A 17212-nucleotide genomic window follows, 5' to 3' on the forward strand; every position below is an offset into this window, starting at 1 on the left:
TAGCAGCTGCCGAGCCTGCGAGGCTGCGTTCGGCTGCGAAGCAGTCGTTGAATCAGGCAGCGCGTTCTTCCAGGTAAACCGCGTATGCAGGATTTGCGAGGGCTTCGTCCTCGAACGCAGCCTCGCAGGCTCGGCAGCTGCTACGGGAGTTGGAGTAGAACGATGTGTAGATACTGATGCACTCCTGGGGCGAACCTCACCACAATAAAAAAAGGGTCACGCCGGCGTTTGCCTGAGTGACACCTGCACGAGGAACCACTGATGAAATCGAACACGCTCAAGCACGGTTTTTATCCCTTGTTGTTGACCTTGGCCATCGGCCTTGGCAACGCTCAGGCAGCACCGGAGATGGTGGTGGTAGGTTACGGCGGAGCCGGACAAAAAGCCCAGGATGTGGCGTTTTTCCAACCTTTCAGTCAGGCGGATCAGAGCAAACTGATCCAAAGCGAATACAACGGCGAAATGGCCCGGATCAAAGTGATGGTCGACACCGGCAACGTCGATTGGGACGTGGTGCAGATCGAAGGCCCGGACCTGATGCGCGGCTGCGACGAAGGCATGTACGAACGACTGGACTGGAAGACTCTGGGCCGCGCCGAGCAGTTGATCCCCGAGGCCGCGCTGGAATGCGGTTCGGCTGCGCTGGTGTGGAGCGTGGCGATTGCCTACGACACCCAGAAGCTTGCGCAGGCGCCGACCTCATGGGCCGACTTCTGGGATGTGCAAAAAATTCCCGGCAAGCGCGGGCTGCGCAAACGTGCGGTGTACAACCTGGAGTTCGCCTTGCTGGCCGACGGGGTGAAAGTCGAGGACGTGTATAAAGTGCTGAGCACCCCGCAGGGCGTGGACCGGGCGTTCGCCAAGCTCACCGAACTCAAACCGCATATCCAGTGGTGGGAAGCCGGTGCGCAACCGGCGCAATGGCTGACCGCAGGCGATGTGGTGATGACCTCGACCTACAGCGGGCGGGTGGCCGCTGCCGCGCAAAGCGGTAGTCACCTCGGGCAGGTCTGGCCGGGCAGCCTGTACGGCATGGACTATTGGGCGATCATCAAGGGCTCCAAACACGTCGATCAGGCCAAGCGCTTTATTGCCTTTGCCAATCAGCCGGACGCCCAGGTCAAGTATGTCGAGCAGATTCCTTACGGTCCGACCAATACCCAGGCCGCAGCGCGACTGGACAGTAAACTGGCGCAATGGGTACCCACCTCACCGCAGAATCTTGCGGGTGCGCTGTCGATGAACGTCGCGTTCTGGGTCGATCACGGCGAAGAACTCGAAGAGCGCTTCAACGCCTGGGCCAGTAAGTAATTGCAATGGGCTGGACGCGTCAAAGCGTCCAGCCTTACTGTTTGCGCAGCCGATCAGCCTGGAGAACGACAACAATGAACGAGATCGCATCGCCCCTGACGACAGTCGCCATCCCTCAACGCAGCGCCACCGAACAGCGCCTGCGTGAGGAGCTGGCGGCGTGTTATCGATTGATCGCGCACTTTCGCATGACCGATCTGATCTTCACCCACATCTCGGTGCGTCTGCCGGGGCCTGAGCATCATTTCCTGATCAATCCTTATGGGTTGATGTTCGATGAAATCACCGCCTCCAATCTGGTGAAGATCGGTCTCGATGGTCGGGCCGTGGAGCCGTCGCCGTATCCGGTCAATCCAGCGGGTTTCGTGATTCACAGCGCCATTCACGGTGCCCGGGCAGACGCACAGTGTGTGTTGCATACCCACACCCGATCCGGCTGCGCGGTGGCTGCACTGAAATGCGGACTGTTGCCGGTGAACCAGATTTCCATGGAGTTCTATGGCCGGGTCGCCTATCACGACTATGAAGGCGTGGCGCTGGATCTGAGCGAGCAGCAGCGCCTGGTGCATGACCTCGGCGACAAGCCCGTATTGATACTGCGTAACCATGGTTTGTTGACCGTCGGTGAAACCGTGAGTCAGGCCTTTTTGCGTATGTATTACCTGGATAAAGCCTGCGAAATTCAGCTGGCCGCGCAAGCCTGCGGCGAACTGGTATTGCCGCCGGCCGACGTTTGCGAATACACCGAACGCCAGTTCAACGACCCCGGTCGACCACTGGATGAGGGTGAGCTCAGCGACCCGGATGGGATGCAATTGGTCTGGCCCGCATTGCTGCGATTGCTTGAGCGTGTCGCACCGGGTTATCGCGACTGACCGTGCTGTGCGGGAAATCCTCACCTCTGACTCTGGAGACTGTTGTCGCTCTTGCTGTACAGTCGTTTAGCTCGCGGTCTTCCCGGCCGCGGCCCCTAACGATTGATCCACGGAGAGTGTCGCGCATGAGTCAGGAAGCCCGTTTTTCCCGCATGGAGCCGGAGTTGCGCAAGGCCAACCTGATCGAGGCAACGCTGGTGTGCCTCAAGCGCCACGGCTTTCAGGGTGCATCGATCCGCAAGATTTCCGCCGAGGCGGGGGTGTCGGTCGGGCTGATCAGCCATCACTATTCGGGCAAGGACGAACTGGTGGCCGAGGCCTACATGTCGATTACCGGCCGGGTCATGAGCCTGCTACGTGAGGCCATGGAACAGGCTGCACCGAATGCGCGTGAGCGTTTGTCGGCGTTCTTCCGGGGGTCGTTTTCCGCCGAACTGTTGGACCCACAACTGCTGGACGCCTGGCTGGCGTTCTGGGGCGCGGTCAAGACGGCGGAAGCGATCAACCAGGCGCACGAGCATTCCTATGGCGAGTACCGCAACATTTTGCGCAAGGTCCTGACCGAGTTAGCCGAGGAGGAGGGCTGGGAACAGTTCGACGCCGATCTCGCGGCCATCAGCCTCAGCGCCCTGCTCGACGGCTTGTGGCTAGAGTCGGGCCTCAACCCCGGCACGTTTACCCCGGCGCAGGGCATGCAGATTTGCGAAGCCTGGGTCGACGGTTTACAGGCCGGTGGACGCCAGCGTTTTTGTTTGCAGACGACGGGCTGTTGATCGCCCGTTCAGCAATGGATACTCTCAGGCGCCGGTGCAGGAAAAAACTCTAATAAGAAACACGCCTTCGGGCATACGCAGGACTCCAAGCGATGTCTCCTCGGGTACTGATCGTCGATGACGATCCGCTGATTCGCGAACTGCTGCACGCCTACCTGTCCCAGGAAGGTTACGACGTATATTGCGCCGCCACGGCGGAACTGGCCGAAACCTTTCTGGCGAGCCAGACGGTCGATCTGGTAATGCTCGATATTCGCCTGCCGGGCAAGGACGGCTTGACCCTGACCCGGGAGCTGCGGGTCCGTTCGGAAGTCGGGATCATTCTGATCACCGGCCGCAATGATGAAATCGACCGCATCGTCGGCCTTGAATGCGGCGCCGATGACTACGTGATCAAACCCCTCAATCCACGAGAGCTGGTGTCCCGGGCGAAAAACCTGGTGCGTCGGGTGCGTCATGCGCAGACGCCGCAACCGGTGGCGGCGATCCCTCGGCCGGTCAAGCAGTTCGCTGCGTGGGCGCTGGACACCGACCGCCGACGGCTGATCGACCACGCCGGCAGCGAAACCTTGTTGACCCACGGCGAGTACCAGTTGCTCAGCGTGTTCCTGCGCAACAGCGGTCACACCTTGAGTCGCGACCAGTTGATGGACCAGATCCGCAACCGCGAGTGGGTGCCCAACGATCGCTCCATCGACGTGCTGGTCGGGCGCTTGCGGCGTAAGTTGCACGACGATCCGGCCGAGCCGCAATTGATCATCACCATCCACGGCGCGGGTTATCTGTTCACCGCCAGTGTGGCGGCCTGAGCCGTATGTTGCGGCTGTTTTGGCTAATGTTGGCGCTGGCGGCCAACAACGTGATGGCGGCGCAGAAGCTTCGCTACTGCGACTATCCGGTGTACCCGCCGATCTCCTGGAGCGACGGCAAACAGGTGCGCGGCCTGGCCCCCAGCGTGGTGAAAAACCTCTTCGGGCAACTGGGTTACGAGGTCGAGATTGTCGTGCTGGGCAACTGGAAACGCTGCCTGCTGGACGCCGCCGAAGGCCGCGTCGATGTGGTGCTGGCCTACAGCACCGCGCAACGTGAGCAGAGCATGGTTTTTTCAACCGTACCGGTGTTGCGCGAAGAGGTCGCGCTGTTCACCAATCGCCAGCATCCGGTGAAGTTCGAACGCCTGGAGGACCTGGCCAATTACCGTGGCGGGCTGTTGTTCGGTGAAAGTTACGGCGTGGATTTCGACCGCTTGGTCGCCCAATACCAGAACATCGAATGGGTGTCCGACAGCAGCCAGAACTTCGGCAAACTGATTCGCGGGCGCATCGATTTCATCACGTCGGAGCGGCGCACCGGGCAGCTTTACGTCGAAAACCTGCCCGGGGCGCAAGACATCGTGGCCTTGCCTAACGCCTTGAGTGTGGATTATCTGCGGGTGGCGGTGTCACGCCGTTCTCCGCTGGCCAGCCGCATGCCGGAGATCGATGCGCAGTTGAAGCGCATGGTCGATGCCGGGGAAATCGACCGTTGGCTGAACGAAAGTGAAGTCACCTATCGCGACATGATCAACCTGCCGACGGATGCGCAATGATTCGTGCACGGCCCGGTGGTCTGCTACGGCGTCTGCTGCTGTTTATCCTGTTGTTCAGCCTGTGTTTCACCGTTCTGGCGAGCACCGTGCAACTGTATTTCGAATACCGCCGCGAGATGCGTGACATCGACTCGCGCATGGAGCTGATACGCGCCGGTTATCTGGCCAGTCTGGAACGCAGCCTCTGGGACCTGAACCAGGAACAGTTGAATGTGCAGCTGCGCGGCCTGGTGGATTTCTCCGACGTGACTCGGGTTCATCTGAGCAGCCCGGACTTCGATCTGCTGCAAGGCAGCCCGGACCCGATCGGGCCATTACGTGTCGAGCGTTTTGAGCTGGACTATCAACCGCCGGCAGGTCCCGTGCGGCATCTAGGGCAATTGGAAGTCAGCACCGATCTGGGGGCGGTCCATCACCGGCTGTTCGCCACCGGTTTGACCAGTCTGTTGTGGATGAGCGTGTTTCTCTGCGGGTTGGCGGTGGCGCTGTCGGGGTTGTTTTACCGCCTGGTCACGCGGCACCTGCAAGTCATGGCCGGGTTTGCCCGGCGCATTGCCGCCGGTGACTGGCACGAGCCCTTGCACCTGGACAAGCGCCGCAGCGCCAACGAAGACGAAATCGACACGGTGGCCCATGCGCTGGACGATTTACGCCGGACGATCCTCAGTGACATTGACCGACGGGAAACCGACCGCCTGGCGTTGCAGAATAACCGCGATGAACTGCTGAGAAGGGTCGAGCGCCGCACCGCCAGCCTGATGCGTGCCAAGGATGAAGCTGAAGCGGCCAACCTCGCCAAGTCGCGGTTTCTGGCGACCATGAGCCACGAACTGCGGACACCGCTCAATGGCATCCTCGGCATGGCTGAGTTACTGCGTGGCGCCCGTCTCGACGAACGCGACGGTAAACGTCTGGATGCGCTGTACAAGGCCGGCGAAGGGCTGCTGACGATTCTCAACGAAGTGCTGTATTTCGCCCGGCTGGAAGAGGGCGAAAGCCACCCGGAACCGGTCAACTTCTCGGTTCGGCACTTGCTCGACGAGGTGCTGACGTTGCTGGAGCCGCGCGCGCAGAGCAACGATACGACACTGCACTGCCGGATCGATCCGCAGGTCGCGGACAGGCATCACGGTGCCGAGCAGTTCTTGCGTCAGGTGTTAAGCAACCTGCTGGCCAACGCGATCAAGTTCACCGAAGGCGGGCAGGTCAGCGTCGAGGTCACGTTGCTGGCGCACGATGTGCGGCAAGTCGGTCAACGGCTGCGCCTGAACGTGACCGATAACGGCATCGGCATTGCGCCGGCGATGCAGGGAAAGATTTTCGAACGCTTCACCCAGGCCAGCGAAGAGGTCGCGCAACGCTTTGGCGGCACCGGGCTGGGACTTGCCATCAGCAAACATCTGGTGGAGCAACTCGGCGGACGGATCGGCGTTGAAAGTGAAGTGGGGCGGGGCAGTTGTTTCTGGTTTGAGCTGACGTTGCAGCCGGCCACCGGCATGGCCGATGAGGTGATGATGAGCCGCGCAGCGGGTCACGCGTTGAACATTCTGGTGGTCGAGGACGTGCCGCTGAACCGTGAAGTGGTCAGCGGTTTGCTGCAACGCGACGGGCATCAGGTCTGGCTCGCCGAAGAGGCCGAACAGGCGTGGACGCAGTGCGCCGGTCAGACCTTCGATTTGATCCTGCTCGATGTGCACCTGCCGGGTATCAGTGGTGTCGAGTTGTGCAAACTGATCCGCAGTAGCAACGGCCCGAACGGTCACAGCCGGATTTTCGCCCTGACCGCCAGTGTGCAGCCGTCGCTGGTGCGCGGTTATCTGGATGCCGGCATGGACGGCATTCTCACCAAACCCTTGAAGCTTGAGAACCTGCGACAGGCGCTGGCCGGGCAATCGCCGAGCCCTGAGCCGCAACCCGATGACGAGGCGATGGATTGGCCGTTGTTACACACTCACCGCACCTTGCTTGGCGAACAGAAGGTTCAGGGCTTGCTCGCAGTGTTGCGCAGTTCGATCACCCAGCATCGGGAGGCGCTGACCGAGGCCATCGAGGCCGATGATTGCACCGAGGTCGCCCATCTGGCCCACCGCTTGGCCGGCAGCAGCGACTCACTGGGCTTTCGCGCATTGGCCAACGTGCTGCGAGCACTGGAAGAGGCGGCGCTGGTCAGCGATGAGTTGGCGCTGCGAGCGCTGGCACCGCACGTTCATGAACAATTGCAGCGTTCGCAACAGACGCTGGCGGAGCTGTTGCACGCCTGACGTACAAGATCGTTACGACTTTTTACATCTTTGATCTTTACGTTCAACGCGAACTTACACGGGTTTCCAATAATCGACTCAACCGCCGTCTGCGCGGTCTTCGAAGCTTATTGGAGATAATAATAATGAACTGCCGTAAAGCTGATCCTTCCCAGCGCAATGACCTCCTGTCATCCGCCGCGCACCTCGCCGACTATTGAGGTGCCGACATGAACGAAACTATCGAACGCAAAGGCATACACCTGACCCGTGCCCTGAAAAGCCGGCACATTTTCATGCTCTCGCTGGGCGGCGTGATCGGCACCGGGCTGTTCATGGGTTCCGGCGTGACCATCAACCAGGGCGGCCCGGTGGGGGCGATTCTGGCCTATCTGGTTGCCGGTTTCCTGATGTACCTGGTGATGGTTTGCCTCGGCGAGCTGTCGGTACAGATGCCGGTATCCGGTTCGTTCCAGACCCACGCCACCCAGTTCATCGGGCCGGCCACCGGCTTCATGATCGGCTGGGTGTACTGGATGAGCTGGGCCTCTACCGTCGGCCTGGAATTCACTGCGGCAGGGATGTTGATGGTGCGCTGGTTTCCCAGCGTGCCGATCTGGTATTGGTCGGCACTGTTCGTGGTGGTGCTGTTCGGCCTGAATGCCCTGGCGACCCGCGCTTTCGGTGAAGCGGAATACTGGTTCTCCGGGATCAAGGTCGCGGCGATTCTCGGTTTCATCATTGTCGGCATCCTGGTGATCTTCGGCGCGATCCCGCTGACCAGCGGAGCACCGGCACCGATGATGACCAACCTGATCGGCGACTCGCTGTTCCCCAATGGTCTGTCGGCAGTGTTCGCGGTGATGATGACCGTGGTCTACGCCTTCCAGGGTTGCGAAATCATGGGCGTGGCCGCCGGCGAAACCGATCAACCGGAAAAAAGCATCCCGCGTGCCGTGCGCAACGTGGTGTTCCGTGTGCTGATCTTCTACGTGCTGGCGATTGTGGTGCTGTCGGCCATCGTGCCATGGCAGCAGGCCGGGTTGATGGAAAGCCCGTTCGTGCAGGTGTTCGACATGGTCGGCATTCCGTACGCCGCCGACTTGATGAACTTTGTGATCCTTACGGCGATTTTGTCAGTCGGTAACTCCGGTCTGTACGCTTCGACCCGCATTCTGTGGGCCATGTCGAAAACCGGCATGGCGCCGAAGAGTCTGTCTCCGTTGAGCAAGCGCGGCGTGCCATTGCGGGCGCTGAGCATCACCTTGTGTTTCGCGCTGGTGTCGCTGATGACCAGTTTCATCGCCGCTGACACGCTGTTCATGGTGCTGATGGCGGTGAGTGGCATGGCCGGCACCGTGACCTGGATCGTCATCGCACTGGCGCAGTACAACTTCCGCCGCGCTTACCTGCGCGATGGCGGCAAGCTCAGCGACCTGAAATACCGTGCGCCGTGGTTCCCGGTACTGCCGCTGATGTGCATCGCCTTGTGCTGCTCGCTGTTCGTGTTCCTGGCCATGGATGAAACCCAGCGTCCTTCGCTGTATTGGGGCTTTGGGTTCATGGCGTTGTGTTACGGCGCGTATTTCCTGATTCATCGCAAACGCCAAACGGTTTTGGCGCCGAGCTTGCCGACTGTGTAACCGCAGGCAGCAAGAAAAAACGCGACGGGCGACCGTCGCGTTTTTTATTTCTGGAGATCAAAAGATCGCAGCCTTCGGCAGCTCCTACATTTGGAAGGCGTACTCCCTGTAGAAGCTGCCGAAGGCTGCGATCTTGGCGGAGTCATGTTCCCAGTTGTTCAAAGTTGTAACAAATCCATCGTGGCAGCATCTGGCTAAAAAAATAATCAATTGAAATCAATTGGTTATTAAGTTTTTGATGCTGTTACAGCCAATTCCCTCGCAGATTGCTGTCTTGCTGAACACTCGTTTAGTATGACCGCAAGTCGCATCACCTCATGCCAAACACAATAATTCGAGGACTCGCATGACTATTCAATCTTCTCTGCTCAGTCAGGTCGAAGCAGGCGTTGCCTGGATCACCCTCAATCGCACCGCTCAGCGCAATGCGCTGGACATTCCAACCCTGAAAAACCTTCACGCCTTGCTCGATGGCTTCAACGCCGATCCTGCGGTTCGGGTTGTCGTGCTGACCGGCAGCGGCCGCAGTTTCTGCGCCGGCGCCGACCTTGCCGAGTGGGCCGAAGCCGAAGCCCGTGGCGCGCTGGAAAGTTACGGCTGGACCGAAACTGCTCACGCGCTGATGAGCCGGTTGTACAGCCTGGACAAACCAACCATCGCCGCCATCAACGGCACTGCCGTCGGCGCCGGGATGGACCTGACGCTGTGCTGCGACCTGCGCATCGCCGGGCAATCGGCACGCTTCAAGGCCGGCTACACCAGCATGGCTTACTCGCCAGACGCCGGTGCCAGTTGGCATCTGCCACGGCTGATCGGCACCGAACAAGCCAAACGCCTGCTGTTTCTCGACGAGTTGTGGGGCGCCGATCGCGCCTTGGCGGCCGGGCTGGTCAGCGAAGTGTGCGCCGACGAACAGTTGCTGGATGCGGCGAGTGAATTGGCTGCACGCTTGGCCAACGGTCCGACCTTTGCGTTTGCCCAGACAAAAAAACTCATGCGCGAAGGCGCCCAGCGCAGCCTGCCAGAACAGCTGCAAGCTGAACTGGCAGCCGGTTTGCTCTGCGGTCGCAGCGAAGACGGCGCCGAAGCGTTGCGCGCCGCCATGGAAAAGCGCCCGGCACAGTTTGTCGGCCAATAGGCCCACGCCGTTCATCTATTCAGTAAACGAACAACAGGTAACACCATGAATTTCCAACTGACCCAAGAACAAGAAATGTTGGTGGACGCGGTACGCAGTTTTGTCGCCAAGGAATTGCTGCCCCACGAGGAAGCGGTCGATCGCGCCGACGAAGTCTCCCCGGAGCTGGCGGCACAGATTCGCGGCAAGGCGATTGCGGCGGGCTTTTATGCCTTCAACATGCCTGAAGAAGTCGGCGGTGGCGGTCTAGATTACTTGTCCCAGGCGCTGATCGAGCGTGAGCTGTCCAAGGTTTCCTGGGCGCTGCATGTGTTTGTCGCGCGGCCATCGAAAATCCTCATGGCTTGCACCGGCCAACAGATCAACGATTACCTGCTGCCGTGCATTCAGGGCGAGAAGATCGACTGCTTCGCGTTGACCGAGCCAGGTGCCGGCTCCGATGCCAACGCGATCAAGACCCGCGCCGTGCGTGACGGTGATGACTTCGTCCTGAACGGCAGCAAGCACTTCATCAGCCACGCCGGGCACGCCGATTTCGCCATCGTTTTCGCGGTCACCGACACCTACGAACACAACGGCCGCAAGCGCAACGCCGTGACCTCATTCCTGGTGGATCGCAATACCCCGGGCATGACCATTCGCCGTGGATCGAAGTGCGTGAGCAACCGTGGTTATCACACCTTCGAAATGTTCTTCGACGATTGCCGCGTACCGGCCTCGAAAGTGTTGGGCGAAGTCGGCAAGGGCTGGGACGTCGCCAACGCCTGGCTGACTGCCGGGCGAGTGATGGTCGCGGCCAATTGCGTCGGCCAGGCCCAGCGCGCACTCGACGTGTCGCTGCAATGGGCGGCGGATCGTAAACAATTTGGCCAGCCGATCGGCACCTATCAGGGTGTGTCGTTCAAGTTGGCGGACATGGCGACGCAGATCCGTGCTGCCGAACTGCTGACCTTGCACACCGCCTGGAAAATGGACCAGGGCACGATGACCGATGGCGAGGCCGGGATGGCCAAGCTGTTCGCCAGTGAAGTGCTCGGTCGGGCCGCTGATGAGGCGGTGCAAATCTTTGGCGGCATGGGCCTGATGGATGAAGGGCCGGTGGAGCGTATCTGGCGTAACGCGCGGATCGAGCGGATCTGGGAGGGCACTTCGGAAATCCAGCGCCACATCATTTCCCGCGAGCTGCTGCGGCCGCTGCTGCTGCGCTGATCGCCCCGGAGAATACCCATGTCCCAGACGATTCGTGACAACCTCAAACGCCTGCTCGCGCCGCGCCATCTGGCGTTCGTTGGTGGTCGCAGCATGGCCCGGGCCCTCAAGCGCTGCGTTGATGGTGGCTACCTTGGGCAGATGTGGCTGGTTAACCCGCAGCACGAAAGCCTTGAAGGCGTGCCCTGTGTGCGCAGCATCGCCGAGCTGCCGTGCGCCCCGGACGCGGTGTTCGTCGCGACCAACCGTGAGTTGACCCTGACCTGCGTGGCCGAGTTGGCCGCCAGGGGGGCGGGCGGGGTGATCTGTTATGCCTCCGGTTTTGCCGAGACCGGCGCCGAAGGTCAGGCACTGCAACAACAGTTGCTCAAGGTCGCCGGCAACATGGCCTTGCTTGGCCCCAACTGCTACGGCCTGCTGGATTACCTGCACAGCTCGGCGCTGTGGCCGGTGGCCCACGGCGGTAAACCGGTGGAGAAGGGCGTTGCGGTGCTGACCCAGAGCGGCAACTTTGCCTACAACCTGTCGATGAGCGACCGCTCGCTGCCGGTGGCCTACATGGCCTCGGTCGGCAATCAGGCGCAACTCGGCATTGCCGAATTGATGGACGTGTTGCTCGACGAGCCTCGGGTCACCGCCATCGGCTTGCATCTGGAAGGTTTGAAAAACGTTCCAGGGTTTGCCCGGGCGGCGCACAAGGCGCTGGAGAAGGGCATTCCGATCATCGCCTTGAAAACCGGCGTGTCGCAGATCGGCGCGGAACTGGCTCTCAGTCACACCAGCTCGCTGTCGGGCTCCGATGCGCTGTACGACAGCCTGTTCGCGCGCCTTGGGGTGATCCGCGTCAGTGGGCCGGTAAGCTTCGTCGAAACCCTCAAGGCTGCGGCGTGCGGCAAGCTGCCGGCCGGCAACAGCCTGATCGCACTGGCCTGTTCTGGCGGTGATGCCGGGTTGATTGCCGACTATGCCGAACGCAACGACCTGAGCTTGCCCACGCTTGATGAGCGTCAAACTGATGAGCTGGCACAGGTCCTGCCGAGCTACGCCAACCTGGTCAATCCACTGGATTTCACCACCGCGATATGGGGTGATGGCGACGCCTTGAATCGCATGCTCGACAGTGCCCTGCGCACCGACGCCGATGCGGCGATGCTGGTGCTGGACTATCCGGCAGAGTTCACCGGCGAACGCAAGGAATGCGACCTGCTGCTGGAGTTGTACTGCGCAGCGCTGGTTCGGCACGGCAAGACCGGTTTCGTCACCTCGGCTTTTCCCGAACTGCTGCCGGCCAGTGCGCGTGAGCGTCTGCATGCTCAGGGCGTGGCCGCGTTGCAAGGTGTGGAAGATGGACTGGCCGCGTGGGGCCGCATCGCCGGTTATCAGCGCAATCGCCGGGCGTTGCTGGCCCTAGGCGAATCGGCACTGGTGCCGCTGTGTCCGCAAGCGTTGGCAGGCGTTGGCCAGTTGCTCAATGAGTGGGACTCCAAACAGGCATTGCGTGCGTTTGGTCTGCCAACGCCGAACGGTGTGTTGAGCACCCCGAATAAGGCGCTGAATGATGCCAATGCGCTGGGTTATCCCTTGGTGCTGAAGGCCGTCAGCGCGCAACTGCCGCACAAAACCGAAGCCGGCGCCGTGGCGCTGAACCTGAAGGATGGCGCCGCCCTGAGCGCCGCATTGGAAACCATGCGCGCGAGCATTGCCGATTACGCGCCGGATGTACCGTTCGATCAACTGCTGCTGGAGCCCATGGCCACACCGCCATTGGCCGAACTGATTGTTGGCATCAAACGCGAAAACGACTTTGGCCTGGCCTTGGTGATCGGTGCTGGCGGGATTCTGGTGGAGTTGCTCAAGGACAGTCGCAGTCTGCTGCTGCCGACCACCGATGGCGCGATTCGCGGGGCGTTGTTGGGCCTGCGCAGTGCCGCTTTGTTGCAAGGTTTTCGCGGTCGTCAAGCGGCGGATCTGGACGCGCTGGTGGCGGCGATCCGCGCAGTTGCCGATTACGCCTGCGAGAACGCCGGGCAATTGCTGGAACTCGATGTGAACCCATTGTTGGTCGGTGCCCACGGCACGACGGCGGTCGATGCGTTGATTCGCCTTGGCCACAAGTGAGGATATAAACATGCAAACCACGACATTGACCGGCGGCCAGGCTCTGGTACGCCTGCTGGCCAACTACGGCGTCGACACCGTGTTCGGTATTCCCGGGGTGCACACCCTGGAGCTGTATCGCGGTCTGCCCGGCAGCGGCATTCGCCACGTGTTGACCCGCCACGAGCAAGGCGCCAGTTTCATGGCCGACGGCTATGCGCGGGTCAGCGGCAAACCGGGCGTGTGTTTCATCATCACCGGACCTGGCGTGACCAATGCCGCGACCGGTATCGGTCAGGCCTATGCCGACTCGATTCCGATGCTGGTGATTTCCAGCGTCAACCACACCGCCAGCCTCGGCAAGGGTTGGGGTTGCCTGCACGAAACCCAGGACCAGCGCGCCATGACCGCGCCGATCACCGCGTTCTCGGCGGTGGCGTTGAGCACCGAGGACCTGCCCGAGCTGATCGCCCGTGCTTACGCGGTATTTGATAGCGAACGGCCACGCCCGGTGCACATCTCGGTGCCGCTGGACGTGTTATCGGCGCAAGTGACCCGCGACTGGAGCCATGAAGTGGTGCGTCGCCCTGGCCGCGGCGTACCGGCAGCCACTGCGCTGGACCATGCCGTGGCCAGGCTGCAGTCGGCCAAGCGGCCGATGATTATTGCCGGTGGCGGAGCCTTGAACGCGGCGCAGGAACTTCAGAGCCTCAGCACCCGATTGGCAGCGCCGGTTTTCACCAGCGTCGCCGGTAAAGGCTTGTTGCCGCCGGGAGCACCACTGAATGCCGGCTCGACCTTGTGCGTGACACCTGGCTGGCAACTGATCGCCGAGGCCGACGTGGTGCTGGCGGTCGGCACCGAAATGGCCGACACCGATTTCTGGCGCGAGCGCCTGCCCCTGAACGCCGAACTGCTGCGCGTGGACATCGACCCGCGCAAGTTCAACGACTTTTATCCGTGTGCAGTGGCGTTGCACGGCGATGCACAACAAACCCTCGCCGCGTTGCTGGAACGCCTGTCGCCTGCCACCCGGGATGCCAGCGCGGCGATTGCGGCTGTCGCTGCATTGCGAGAAGCGGTGAAGGCCGGTCACGGCCCGTTGCAGTCGATTCATCAGGCGATTCTTGAGCGCATCGCCGCCGAGCTGCCGGACAACGCGTTTATCAGCACCGACATGACCCAGCTGGCCTACACCGGCAACTACGCCTTCAACAGTCTGGCGCCGCGCAGTTGGCTGCATCCGACCGGCTACGGCACGTTGGGTTACGGTTTGCCGGCGGGCATCGGCGCCAAGTTCGGTGCACCGCAGCGACCGGGGCTGGTGCTGGTCGGCGACGGCGGTTTTCTCTACACCGCGCAGGAACTGGCGACTGCCGTAGAGGAACTGGACAGCCCGCTGGTGGTGTTGCTGTGGAACAACGACGCACTGGGGCAGATTCGCGACGACATGTTGGGGCTGGATATCGAGCCGATTGGCGTACTGCCGCGCAACCCGGATTTCGCCGCCCTTGGTCGTGCATTCGGTTGCAGCGTGAGCCAGCCGCAAAGTCTGGCTGAGCTGCAAACCGATTTGCGCCACGGCTTCAAACGCAACGGCGTGACCCTGATCGAACTCAAGCATGCGTGCGCGCACTGACTTTCAACCTGACTTCCAACCATTGTTGCAGGACTTTTTTAAGGGGATGGGGCCATGCGCTTTTCCGATCTGACTCAACGTATCGCCGGTGACGGCGCCGCCGCCTGGGACATTCATTACCGTGCACTGGCGTTGCAAGAACAGGGCGAAGACATTCTGCTGCTGTCGGTGGGCGACCCGGATTTCGATACGCCGGTGCCGATTGTGCAGGCTGCCATCGACAGCCTGTTGTCCGGCAACACCCACTACGCCGAAGTGCGTGGCAAGCGCGCTCTGCGTGAAAGCATCGCCAAGCGTCATCAACTGCGCAGCGGCCAGCAGGTTTCGGCCGATCAGGTCACCGTGCTCGCCGGGGCGCAATGTGCGCTGTTCAGCGTCGCTCAGTGTGTGCTCAACCCGGGCGATGAAGTGATCGTCGCCGAGCCGATGTATGTCACGTATGAAGCGGTGTTCGGTGCTTGCGGTGCGGTGGTGATTCCGGTGCCGGTGCGTTCCGAAAACGGCTTTCGGGTACGGCCCGAAGACATCGCCGCCCGTATCACGCCGCGCACTCGGGCGCTGGCGCTGAACAGCCCGCACAACCCGTCGGGCGCCAGTCTGCCGCGAACCACCTGGCAGGCGCTGGCCGAACTGTGCATCGCCCATGACCTGTGGCTGATTTCCGATGAGGTCTACAGCGAATTGTTATTCGAGGGCGAACACGTCAGCCCGGCCAGTTTGCCGGGCATGGCCGAGCGCACCGCGACGCTGAATAGCCTGTCGAAATCCCACGCCATGACTGGCTGGCGAGTCGGCTGGGTGGTGGCGCCGCAATCATTGGCGGCGCATCTGGAAAACCTCGCGCTGTGCATGCTTTACGGCTCGCCAGACTTTGTTCAGGACGCCGCTGTCGTGGCGCTGGAAAGCAACTTGCCGGAGCTGGCAGCCATGCGCGAGGCCTATCGCCAGCGCCGCGATCTGGTCTGCGAAAGCCTCGCTGATTGCCCCGGTGTACGCCCGTTGAAGCCGGACGGTGGAATGTTCGTGATGGTCGACATCCGTGAAGCCGGGCTCAGCGCCCAGGCGTTTGCCGATCGCTTGCTCGACCGGCATGGCGTGTCGGTGCTGGCCGGTGAAGCGTTTGGCCCGAGTGCCGCCGGGCATATTCGTTTGGGGCTGGTGGTGGGGGCGCAACCGTTGCGCGATGCCTGCCAGCGGATCGCCCGTTGTGCCAGTGAACTGATGGAGGCCCAGCTCCATGCGTAAGCACACGGCGCTGTTTATTGATGGACGCTGGCAAACGCCCTCAGGGCAAGGCATCGCCGAGGTGATCAACCCGGCGACTGAAGAAGTGGCAGGTTCGGTGCCGCTGGGTGACGAGCGCGATGTCGAGCACGCGGTGGCCGCAGCACGTCGAGCCTTCGGACCCTGGTCACGGACGCCGTCCAGCGTACGCGCTGGTTACATCCGGGCCCTTGCCGAGCAGTTGCGTATGCGGGCCGATGAGATGGCCGCGGTGATCACCGCCGAACTGGGGATGCCGGTGCAATGGTGCCGTTCGGTTCAGGTGGATGGGCCGATTATCGGACTGGAGCAGTACGTCGAACTCGCCGGCTTGATGGATGAAGTGCGCGAGGTCGGCAATTCGCTGGTTATTCGCGAGGCGGTGGGCGTCTGCGCCTTTATCAATCCGTGGAACTACCCGCTGCATCAACTGATCGGCAAGCTCGCACCGGCACTGGCCGCCGGTTGCACCGTGGTGGTCAAGCCAAGTCAGGAGACCCCGCTGCACGCTTTTTTGCTGGCGCAGATGATCGACGCCATCGGCTTGCCGGCGGGCGTGTTCAACCTGGTCAGTGGGCCGGGTTCGAAGGTCGGCGAAGCGCTGGCCAAACACCCGGACGTGGACATGGTGTCGTTCACCGGCTCCACCGGCGCCGGTGTGCGGGTGGCGCAAGCGGCGGCGCCTTCGGTGAAGCGCGTCTGCCTGGAACTGGGCGGCAAGTCGCCGCTGCTGATTGCCGAGGACGCGGATCTGGCCGCCGCGGTGCGCTACGGCGTGCAGGACGTGATGATCAACTCCGGGCAGACCTGCACCGCGTTGACCCGCATGTTGCTACCGGCCAGTCGTTACGCCGAGGCGGTGGAGCTGGCGCTGGCAGAAACCTTGAATTTACGGATGGGCGATCCGCTCGACCCGCAAAGCTTCCTCGGGCCGATGTGCTCGGCGGCCCAGCGCCGCACTGTGCGTGACTACATTCAGGTCGGTCAGCAAGAAGGTGCACGGCTGGTGTGTGGCGGCGACACGGCGCAGGCGTTCGAGCGTGGTTACTACGTCAGCCCGACCGTGTTTGCTGATGTCGACAACCGGATGCGCATCGCTCAGGAAGAAATCTTCGGTCCGGTGCTGTGCCTGATTCCTTACGCCGATGAAGCACAGGCGATTCAGATCGCCAACGATTCACCGTTTGGCCTGTCCAGCGGTGTCTGGGCCGGCAGCGCTGACCGGGCCTTGCAACTCGGTCGTCAATTGCGTGCGGGCCAGTGTTTCCTGAATGGCGCGGCATTCAATTACCAGGCGCCGTTTGGTGGTTACAAACAGTCGGGCAACGGCCGCGAATGGGGGGAAGAAGGGCTCAACGAGTTTGTCGAAGTGAAGGCGATCCAGGTGTGAGGGCGAGATGAGTCCACGTACGCAATACCGTCTTCAATCACAACGT

The 17212-nt window shown here is 61.6% G+C and carries 13 protein-coding genes; all 13 read left to right on the forward strand.

Going from position 1 to position 17212, the window contains the following annotated elements; genetic code table 11:
- Positions 1-261 precede the first annotated feature (261 nt).
- The 13 genes from BLL42_RS26890 to BLL42_RS26950 all read left to right on the forward strand — a co-directional run bounded on the left by BLL42_RS26890 (position 262) and on the right by BLL42_RS26950 (position 17166).
- Positions 262-1311 carry an ABC transporter substrate-binding protein gene (locus BLL42_RS26890; RefSeq protein ID WP_071555588.1) on the forward strand — a complete coding sequence of 350 codons (1050 nt, stop codon included), beginning with the start codon at positions 262-264 and terminating at the stop codon, positions 1309-1311.
- 74 nt (positions 1312-1385) lie between these two features.
- The gene (locus BLL42_RS26895) at positions 1386-2186 is read left to right on the forward strand and encodes a class II aldolase/adducin family protein (RefSeq protein WP_071555589.1); all 801 of its coding nucleotides are present in this window, start codon (positions 1386-1388) and stop codon (positions 2184-2186) included.
- Positions 2187-2311: 125 nt separating this feature from the next.
- The gene (locus BLL42_RS26900; RefSeq protein WP_071555590.1) at positions 2312-2959 is read left to right on the forward strand and encodes a TetR family transcriptional regulator C-terminal domain-containing protein; all 648 of its coding nucleotides are present in this window, start codon (positions 2312-2314) and stop codon (positions 2957-2959) included.
- A 92-nt stretch (positions 2960-3051) separates the two neighbouring features.
- Positions 3052-3768, forward strand: coding sequence for a response regulator (locus BLL42_RS26905; protein ID WP_071555591.1), 717 nt, complete (start codon positions 3052-3054; stop codon positions 3766-3768).
- 5 nt (positions 3769-3773) lie between these two features.
- A complete protein-coding gene (locus BLL42_RS26910) occupies positions 3774-4547 on the forward strand; it encodes a substrate-binding periplasmic protein (protein ID WP_071555592.1) in 774 nt (257 codons plus the stop codon).
- The gene (locus tag BLL42_RS26915; RefSeq protein ID WP_071555593.1) at positions 4544-6808 is read left to right on the forward strand and encodes an ATP-binding protein; all 2265 of its coding nucleotides are present in this window, start codon (positions 4544-4546) and stop codon (positions 6806-6808) included. Before BLL42_RS26910 ends, BLL42_RS26915 begins: the two co-directional genes overlap by 4 nt.
- A gap of 209 nt (positions 6809-7017) precedes the next feature.
- On the forward strand, positions 7018-8430 hold the full coding sequence (locus BLL42_RS26920) for an amino acid permease (RefSeq protein ID WP_071555594.1): 1413 nt from the start codon (positions 7018-7020) through the stop codon (positions 8428-8430).
- Positions 8431-8776: 346 nt separating this feature from the next.
- Positions 8777-9568, forward strand: a complete 792-nt coding sequence (locus tag BLL42_RS26925) for an enoyl-CoA hydratase/isomerase family protein (protein WP_071555595.1) — start codon at positions 8777-8779, stop codon at positions 9566-9568.
- Between the two features lie 45 nt (positions 9569-9613).
- The gene (locus BLL42_RS26930; protein WP_071555596.1) at positions 9614-10777 is read left to right on the forward strand and encodes an acyl-CoA dehydrogenase family protein; all 1164 of its coding nucleotides are present in this window, start codon (positions 9614-9616) and stop codon (positions 10775-10777) included.
- 18 nt (positions 10778-10795) lie between these two features.
- Entirely contained in the window at positions 10796-12895 is a 2100-nt protein-coding gene (locus tag BLL42_RS26935; RefSeq protein WP_071555597.1) for an acetate--CoA ligase family protein, read from the forward strand.
- 10 nt (positions 12896-12905) lie between these two features.
- Entirely contained in the window at positions 12906-14513 is a 1608-nt protein-coding gene (locus tag BLL42_RS26940) for a 5-guanidino-2-oxopentanoate decarboxylase (RefSeq protein WP_071555598.1), read from the forward strand.
- Positions 14514-14567: 54 nt separating this feature from the next.
- The gene (locus BLL42_RS26945) at positions 14568-15758 is read left to right on the forward strand and encodes a pyridoxal phosphate-dependent aminotransferase (protein WP_071555599.1); all 1191 of its coding nucleotides are present in this window, start codon (positions 14568-14570) and stop codon (positions 15756-15758) included.
- Positions 15751-17166, forward strand: coding sequence for an aldehyde dehydrogenase family protein (locus BLL42_RS26950; RefSeq protein ID WP_071555600.1), 1416 nt, complete (start codon positions 15751-15753; stop codon positions 17164-17166). Before BLL42_RS26945 ends, BLL42_RS26950 begins: the two co-directional genes overlap by 8 nt.
- Positions 17167-17212: the final 46 nt, after the last annotated feature.

This window comes from Pseudomonas frederiksbergensis (genome assembly GCF_001874645.1).
In the GTDB taxonomy this organism is placed as follows: domain Bacteria; phylum Pseudomonadota; class Gammaproteobacteria; order Pseudomonadales; family Pseudomonadaceae; genus Aquipseudomonas; species Aquipseudomonas frederiksbergensis_B.

Excerpts from the sequence above, each read along its gene's own strand:
- BLL42_RS26945 (WP_071555599.1), top strand. The coding sequence starts at position 14,568 with ATGCGCTTTTCCGATCTGACTCAACGTATCGCCGGTGACGGCGCCGCC.
- BLL42_RS26895 (WP_071555589.1), top strand. The coding sequence starts at position 1,386 with ATGAACGAGATCGCATCGCCCCTGACGACAGTCGCCATCCCTCAACGC.
- BLL42_RS26950 (WP_071555600.1), top strand. The coding sequence starts at position 15,751 with ATGCGTAAGCACACGGCGCTGTTTATTGATGGACGCTGGCAAACGCCC.
- BLL42_RS26930 (WP_071555596.1), top strand. The coding sequence starts at position 9,614 with ATGAATTTCCAACTGACCCAAGAACAAGAAATGTTGGTGGACGCGGTA.
- BLL42_RS26940 (WP_071555598.1), top strand. The coding sequence starts at position 12,906 with ATGCAAACCACGACATTGACCGGCGGCCAGGCTCTGGTACGCCTGCTG.
- BLL42_RS26920 (WP_071555594.1), top strand. The coding sequence starts at position 7,018 with ATGAACGAAACTATCGAACGCAAAGGCATACACCTGACCCGTGCCCTG.
- BLL42_RS26925 (WP_071555595.1), top strand. The coding sequence starts at position 8,777 with ATGACTATTCAATCTTCTCTGCTCAGTCAGGTCGAAGCAGGCGTTGCC.
- BLL42_RS26910 (WP_071555592.1), top strand. The coding sequence starts at position 3,774 with ATGTTGCGGCTGTTTTGGCTAATGTTGGCGCTGGCGGCCAACAACGTG.
- BLL42_RS26900 (WP_071555590.1), top strand. The coding sequence starts at position 2,312 with ATGAGTCAGGAAGCCCGTTTTTCCCGCATGGAGCCGGAGTTGCGCAAG.
- BLL42_RS26935 (WP_071555597.1), top strand. The coding sequence starts at position 10,796 with ATGTCCCAGACGATTCGTGACAACCTCAAACGCCTGCTCGCGCCGCGC.
- BLL42_RS26890 (WP_071555588.1), top strand. The coding sequence starts at position 262 with ATGAAATCGAACACGCTCAAGCACGGTTTTTATCCCTTGTTGTTGACC.
- BLL42_RS26915 (WP_071555593.1), top strand. The coding sequence starts at position 4,544 with ATGATTCGTGCACGGCCCGGTGGTCTGCTACGGCGTCTGCTGCTGTTT.
- BLL42_RS26905 (WP_071555591.1), top strand. The coding sequence starts at position 3,052 with ATGTCTCCTCGGGTACTGATCGTCGATGACGATCCGCTGATTCGCGAA.